Raw genomic sequence first — 487 nt, 5'->3', positions numbered from 1 at the left:
GGTGCGCTCGCCCTGCCCTGCTGGCGGCCGGCACGCGTCGCGCTCGGCTGGACGAGGCGTCCGGCGGCCGCGTCCGTGGAGGAGAACCTCACGCGGGTGCGCGCAGGCCTCGACGACGGTGGGCCCGGAGCGCGGCCCTGGGGCACACTCACCGTGGGCGGCGTGGACGAGCAGACACTGGACGGCGCCGAGACGGTGCTGACCACCCTGCCCCGTTCCCTGGACGCACTGCGCCTGACGGCGGCGCGTATCGCCCGCTGGGCCGACGAGGACGTCCTCGTGCTGGCCGGCGGCCGGGACAAGCACATGAGCCCATCCATGAACGACGTGCTCGCCGACTGCTTCACCACCGTGGTCCCCGGCCGGGGCGCGCCAAGTCCCGTGTCCTCACCGCCCGCGGCCCCGCCGGGACGCCGAGGTCCCGGAACCGCAGACGCGGTCCCACACCGTGGCCGGTCTCGGCGGGCTCACGCTGGTCGGCGGCGCG

General features: G+C 76.4%; 1 pseudogene. It reads left to right on the top strand.

What is annotated here, in order from left to right:
- Window positions 1-162: 162 nt before the first annotated feature.
- Window positions 163-487 (top strand): annotated as a pseudogene (locus AC2W7A_RS13360) (class I SAM-dependent methyltransferase); the annotation flags it as partial.

This window comes from Micrococcus sp. LASM2_SD2, from assembly GCF_057364565.1.
The sequence above is the reverse complement of the archived record's forward strand: the minus strand, read 5'-3'. Positions and strand labels throughout refer to the sequence as shown.